This window comes from Lishizhenia sp. (assembly GCF_057456495.1).
The window spans coordinates 1-6,988 of sequence record NZ_JBVCPV010000163.1; the positions used below are offsets into that span (position 1 = coordinate 1).

4 protein-coding genes are annotated in these 6,988 nt (G+C 38.0%); all 4 read left to right on the forward strand.

Features of this window, described 5'->3' with window-relative positions; all coding sequences use genetic code 11:
- Positions 1-747, forward strand: a 747-nt coding sequence (tpiA, locus tag AC22ZQ_RS11245; protein ID WP_318958867.1) for a triose-phosphate isomerase, incomplete at its 5' end; no start/stop codon positions are given.
- Between the two features lie 23 nt (positions 748-770).
- Positions 771-1,610 carry a 50S ribosomal protein L11 methyltransferase gene (prmA, locus tag AC22ZQ_RS11250; RefSeq protein ID WP_318958868.1) on the forward strand — a complete coding sequence of 280 codons (840 nt, stop codon included), beginning with the start codon at positions 771-773 and terminating at the stop codon, positions 1,608-1,610.
- A gap of 196 nt (positions 1,611-1,806) precedes the next feature.
- Positions 1,807-6,390, forward strand: a complete 4,584-nt coding sequence (locus AC22ZQ_RS11255; RefSeq protein ID WP_318958869.1) for a hypothetical protein — start codon at positions 1,807-1,809, stop codon at positions 6,388-6,390.
- Positions 6,390-6,988 (forward strand): glycerol-3-phosphate 1-O-acyltransferase PlsY (gene plsY, locus AC22ZQ_RS11260; RefSeq protein ID WP_318958870.1); only part of this gene is annotated, 599 nt, incomplete at its 3' end. The genes AC22ZQ_RS11255 and plsY, both read left to right, overlap by 1 nt.

Genomic DNA, 6,988 nt, shown 5'->3' on the forward strand with positions numbered 1-6,988 from the left:
AGAAAGATAGTAGCAGGGAATTATAAAATGAATTTGAACCCAGCAGAAGTTGCTGAATTGTTCGACGGTATTACAGATTATCATTTTATTGAAGAAAATAAGGAAATGAAAGTGTTTCCTCCGTTTATTTATTTGTCAGAAGCATTAGCGAAATTGGGGAAATCTCCAATTACTGTAGGTGCACAAAACGGATACTTTGAAGCCAAAGGTGCTTTTACTGGAGAAATCAGTATGGCGCAATTAAAGGCTTTTGAAGTAGAGTCTGTATTGGTAGGACACTCTGAGAGAAGAGAGATCTTTGGAGAAGACAATGCGATCATAAAAAAGAAAGTAGACGCTGCCTTGGCAGAAGGATTAGAAGTGATTTTCTGTTGTGGAGAACCTTTGGCGGTAAGAGAAGAAGGAACACAAAAAGATTTTGTAATCAAACAATTGGAGGAGAGTTTATTCCACTTGTCTGCAGCGCAAATGAAAAATGTAGTGATTGCTTACGAACCAATTTGGGCGATAGGAACAGGTAAAACTGCTTCTAGCGCACAAGCTGAGGAGATGCACAAAGACATTCGTGCGGCAATTGCAGCAAAATACTCAGAAGAGGTAGCACAAGGTACTTCTATTCTTTACGGTGGAAGTGTGAAGCCAGACAATGCACAAGAGTTATTTGCTTGTGAAAATGTAGACGGTGGATTAGTAGGAGGAGCTTGTTTAAAAGCGGCTGACTTTATTGCTATTGCTAACGCACTTTAATTGCACCCTTTAAACGCACAGATATGGAGTATCTAGAATTAGATATCAAATTGAGTCCAGTTTCACCGTGGGACGATATCATCGTTTCTCAATTGGCAGAATTAGGTTTTGAAAGCTTTACCAATGATAAAACAGGGGTAAAAGCCTATGGACCGACTGCTGATGTAAACATGGATGAGGTGATGGCGCAAACTTTACTGGGAAATGTTCCAGAAGGGTTAGACTTGAGCTTTACGCAAAATACCATTGCAGAACAAAACTGGAATGCTACATGGGAAGCTGATTTTGAACCCGTTTTTGTAGAAGATAAGTTGAGCATTTTAGCTCCTTTCCACGATGCAAGTGTGGCCAAGGGAATGGTTGTTGAAATTCAACCGCAGATGTCTTTCGGTACCGGACACCACCAAACAACGTGGTTAATGTCCAAAGCTTTGTTTGATGAAAACTTGGAAGGTAAACGCGTATTAGACGTTGGTTCTGGAACAGGAGTTTTGGCCATTGTTGCTAAGAAATTAGGAGCTGGCTTTACGATGGGTACTGATATCGAAGAAGGGGCTGTAGAAAATGCCATAGAAAACCAAGGTAGAAATGATATCGATGATATTACTTTCTTATTGGGAGATATAGATGTGGTGAAAGAAGACAATTTTGATCTGCTTTTGGCCAACATCAACAAAAACGTATTAAAGGCACACATGCCAACGTATGCATCTTTATTGAAATCGGGTGGGAAACTGAAATTAAGCGGTTTTTTCGAATCTGATGTAGATGAACTTGTAACTATTGCTGCACAAAACGGTTTTACAAAGGAAGGTGTACTTCTGAAGGAAGGTTGGGCCGTGATACAGTTAATAAAAAATTAAGAGCAGTTAATACTTGGTGCCGTAAGAGTCTTGATTTTTACGGCACTAAACCTTTCCTTTACCTTACACCCTTTTTATTTATACCCTATTGGCGTAAATTAAAATTGCGTTAGCCCTTTGTTATATTTTACTTAAAATGAAACAGAGCGCTTTTGGGGTGGACTTAAATTATTCATTCTATTGTAAATTAGTAAACATGAAAATAGCTGTAGTACTAAGTATACTTTTTTTCTCTTTTCAGACACTAGCTCAGAATTATAGTGCCGACAGAGAGAAGTTTTTTAAAGAGCTTCAAAAGGAGTTAAAACCACTTACACCAAAGGAGGAATTCGCTTTTATAGAGGATGTCTTTGAAATGAACCTTTTGGAAAGTGATTTGATTAAAGATGAGGTTTTTGAACGCATGGTGAAAACGGCTAATCTCATTATAGAGAAGCGCATGGATGCTTACCCAGAAGTATACAACTACGTATTTTCTGTGAACGCTTTGATGGAGAAAAAAGCCAACGATTCTTACACAGCTTGGCACCAGGCTATCGACAAACAGTTAGATTCTAGAAATTCAAGAAAATTTGAAGAATTTATCCAGGTTTCGAAAGCATTCTTTCAACGTAGAGTAATATACATCAACAATGGATTTGAGTGGTTTTATGAAGGTGGAGCCTTTGATTTTGTCTACAACAGAGGTCCGGAAATTGTTTTAGAAAATGGTAACCTGATTTGTAGAACCATCAATACATCATCTTCTACTAAAAAAGAGATTCCTTACACAGATAGTATGGTTGTTTACAATACTTCTGGAGTATATGATCCAGCCTTAGAGAAATGGCAAGGTAAAGGAGGAGAGATAACTTGGGAAAAGGTAGGACTAGACCGAGAAAAAACGAAGGCCAAAATTTCTTATTACGATGTTTCTATGAAATCGCCTTATATCAATATAGATACGGCATACTTAACCTCAACTTATTTCTCGGAACCGATTATCGGAAAATTATCAGAAAGAGCACAGCGTGGTGCGTATAGAGAAGGAAAAGGAGATGAGTATCCACAGTTCTCTTCTTTCGAAAACAGATTGAGTATTCCCAACATTGTAGAAGGAGTAAATTACGAAGGAGGTTTTTCTTTAAAAGGAGCTGAATTCGTAGGACTCGGAACACGTCAAGAACCGATCAGACTATCCTTCAAAAAAGGAGGAAAAGAATTTATTACTACAGAATCTCAAACCCTGAACATTACCGAGGATAAGTTAAGTACAAGGAATTGTAAAACCATCATCCACTTGAGTGCTAAAGATTCTATCTGGCATCCAGGTGTGCGTTTTGCTTATGACAGAACCAATAAACGTATCCAATTGGTAAGGGGGAATGTAGGAGTGGAGCAATCTCCGTTTACAAATACCTTCCACGATTTAGATATGTATGTTACCCAAATCTCTTGGGCTATCGACAGTGATGTGTTAGATTTCGACTTTGGGTTGGGTACTTCACAAGAACAACGTATTGCACGATTTGAATCCAGAAATTACTACGATCAGGCCTTGTATGAATCCTTACAGGGTATGGAGTCAATTCACCCTTTGGTGGCTCTTTCTAAGTATTCCTACAAGTATGACCTACAGGTAATGCCAGAAGGAACGGCGGCTTCAGCCTTGGGTAGAACAACTTCTCAAGCCAAGCAAACTTTCTTAAAGTTGTCATCTCTTGGTTTCATTTCCTACGATACAGACAAAGGAGAAATCATTTTAAAGGATAAGCTCTATAACTTTATCAATGCGCGTTCTGGAAAGCAAGACTACGACAATATAGTATTTGAGTCTAACCTCGCGCCAATGCGACCAAAGAACTACACCAAGGATGAATTAGAGCAGAATCCAAGTTTACGTCAAGAATTAGTCAAGATAGAACAGCATAACAACTCTATCAAAGGAATGCAGAGTCATGGTAACATAAACTTAAACACCATGAACATGGCCCTTGTTGCCGTGAGTAAAGTGCCAATTTCGGATTATCAAGCCACAGCAATTTTTCCAGATTCTAGTAAAGTGTTAATCAAGGAGAACAGAGATGTTATTTTCAAAGGATGGGTAAATTCAGGGAAATGGCAGATAGATATCACCAATGGATATTACGATTACGCCGAGAATAAAATCAATATTACTTCTTCAGATATTGCCTTGTTTAGGGTTAATCCTTTACGTCCAGAAGATGGTAAAACGCCAATCTCTTTACAATCGAGTTTAACGGGAATTGTAGGGTATATATTGGTAGATGATCCGAATAACAGAAGTGGTTTAAAGGAAGAGTTTCATAATTATCCTATGCTGTATTCAGAAGGAACTACCAAGGTGTTCTGGGAATACGATGCTATTCACCAAAGTGCTTACAAGAAAGAAAATTTCTTCTTTGAAGTTGAACCTTTTACGATAGACAGTTTGGATAACTTCGATGAAAAATCTATTGCCTTTAATGGACAAATGCACTCGGCAGGAATTTTCCCAGTCTTTGAGCAAGACTTGACCATTATGGGAGATTATTCTTTAGGATTTAGTACGGTAGCTCCAACAGGAGGATATGATTTCTATGGAGATGTTGCGAAATATGAAAATAAAATTGTGTTGTCAAACAACGGATTACAAGGAGCCGGTCAAATTGATTTCATTCAATCAACTTCTATCTCTAAAGCCTTTACCTTCTTACCAGATAGTACTATAGGTATTGTAGAATTTAAAAATGAACCTTTGGCGAGCGGTGTTCAATTCCCGGATGCAGAATCACCAAATGCCTTCATGACCTACCTTCCAAGAAACAAAATGTTGAAAGTGAAATCTACTAGAGATCCTATTAAGATGTACGAAGGGGAAAGTAACTTGTTTGGAACGGCTGTTATTCAACCTTCAGGTATGACGGGGATGGGTAGAGTAGATATGGAGAAAGCTCTATTATCGTCAAATGCCTTTGAATTTGATCGTTGGGATATCATATCTGATTCAGCAGCTTATTACTTAAAGAACTTGGATAAGAAACCTGGAGACTTGATGGCTTCAGAGTATTTATTGACCAGTGAGAATGTAAAAACGAAGATAGACTTAAAGGGCCGAGAAGGAACTTTCTCTATTATGGATGATGATTCTGAACTGCGTTTCCCTGTTAACGAGTTTAGATGTTCTGTGAAGGATTTCGACTGGAAAATAGATGAGGATGAAATCATTTTGGATAACCCAGAAGATAAAGCCAAGTTCTATGCACTTCGTCCAGAGCAGAAGATGTTGACCATAGAGAGTGGGAATGCACAGTTCGATATGAAAAACAGAATTATCAACTGTTACGAAACAGAATTCGTAGAAATCGCCGATGCATTGATATATCCAGATTCTCAATATGTGGAAATACAACCAAAAGCGGTAATAGATACCTTGAGAAATTCTGTGATTAAATCACGTGACGAGGAGATTTTACATACCATCGTTAATGCGAACACAACCATTCAATCGAGTGAGAGTTTCTTGAGTTTTGGAGATTATAAGTACTATGATTTAGATTCTACCTTGCATTATATCCCAATGCACAAGGTATATGTAGATAAAGATTTACAAACACGTGCAAATGGTAAAGTGGCCGAGGGTACTGACTTTATGTTATCTCCTCAGTTCGATTTCTATGGAGATGTTGAATTATATGCCAACAATCCTTTGATCAACTTTAAGGGAGCAACTAAGATTGTACACGACTGTGAAGGAATTGCTAAAAACTGGATGGCCTTTAGTTCTGCTATTGATCCTAAGGATGTTCAAATTCCGGTAGGAGAGAGTCCAGAAGATTTAGAAGGGAATGCAATTTCTGCAGGTTTAGTATGGAGAAATACAGAGAACCTTGATTCTTTAGAGATTTATCCAACCTTCTTATCTGCCGTAGAAAATGAAGCGGATACCAAGGTGATTTCTGGAACAGGATTCTTAAAATATAACCCAGCCTCTTACGAGTTTGAAATTGGAAATAAAGAAAAATTGTTAGATTTATCGGCTGTTGGAAATTACGTTTCTTTGAATTTGAAGACGTGCGGAATGTACGGGAATGGTAAGGTTGACTTAGGGATGGACTTTGGTGACTTGGAAATTGCAAGTGTAGGAACTGTGATTTATAACCAAGCCAAGAAGGAAGCTAACTTCAACTTAACCATGCAGGTAAAAACACCGATGGACGAGAAGGTTTTCGAAGCGGTAGCCAATAAGATTAACTTACAAAGTAACTTGGCTCCAGCTGATTTAAAATCGAACACTTTGGTAGATGCTATTGCCACTTGGTCTTCTGAAAAGGATGCGCAGAACTTTAGCGAAAAGTTAGGTGAGTCTGGAACAGTGAAGAAGTTACCCAAGGAAGTAGAAGCTACCTTTGTTTTCTCAGGTGTACGTTTAAGTACTTACGACTTAGTAGACGATTACCAAAAAGGTTTGAAAACAAGTATGTCGAAAGCCATTTTAGTTTCTATTAATGATGTTCCTGTATTGAAGTATGTTGACTTTAAATTATTCGCCGAGCAACGTGTGTTGTTAGGAGATAAGGTTGGATTTATGATAGATATGCCTGGAGGGTATTCTTACTATTTCTTCTATGAACAAGGAGAGAAGAGAGGACAGATGGATATCATTACCAGTGATCAAGAATTCAATACGAGCGTAATGGAAATCAAAGAGGATAAGAGAAAAATTAAGAAATTTGAGTATGGAATTTCAGACGATTCAGTATTGAAGAGTCAATTCCTTAGAATATTTGGAGGTATTTAATGTTTGATTACGTTTTATTTGGAAGTATAGCTTACATCTTGGGATCTATTCCCACAGCCGTTTGGGTTGGAAAAGCAAAGTATGGAGTTGATGTTAGAGAACACGGTTCTAAAAATGCAGGAGCAACCAATACTTTCCGTGTACTTGGGAAGAAGGCAGGTAAGGTTGTATTAACCGTTGATATTATAAAAGGGGCTTTGGCAGTGCTAATGCCCTTTTTTGTGTCTCAATACGCTTGGGCCACAGATGATTTAATTCACTTGCAATTAACTGCAGGTATATGCGCTGTATTGGGGCATGTATTTCCACTTTTTGCTGGTTTTAAAGGTGGAAAGGGAGTAGCGACATCCTTAGGAGTAATCATAGGGTTACACCCCTTAACGGCTTTGATTTGTTTGGGAATATTTTTAGCTGTTTTTATGGTCTTTTCTTTTGTCTCTTTAGGAGCAATTACGGCAGCTTTGGCCTTTCCTTTAATTTTACACTTCGGTTTTAACAACCAAAATGTTCCTTTAACCGTCTTTAGTATCGTGTTAAGTTTAGCAGTGGTTATTACCCATAAAAAGAACATAAAACGACTCTTAAAAGGAGAGGGGAA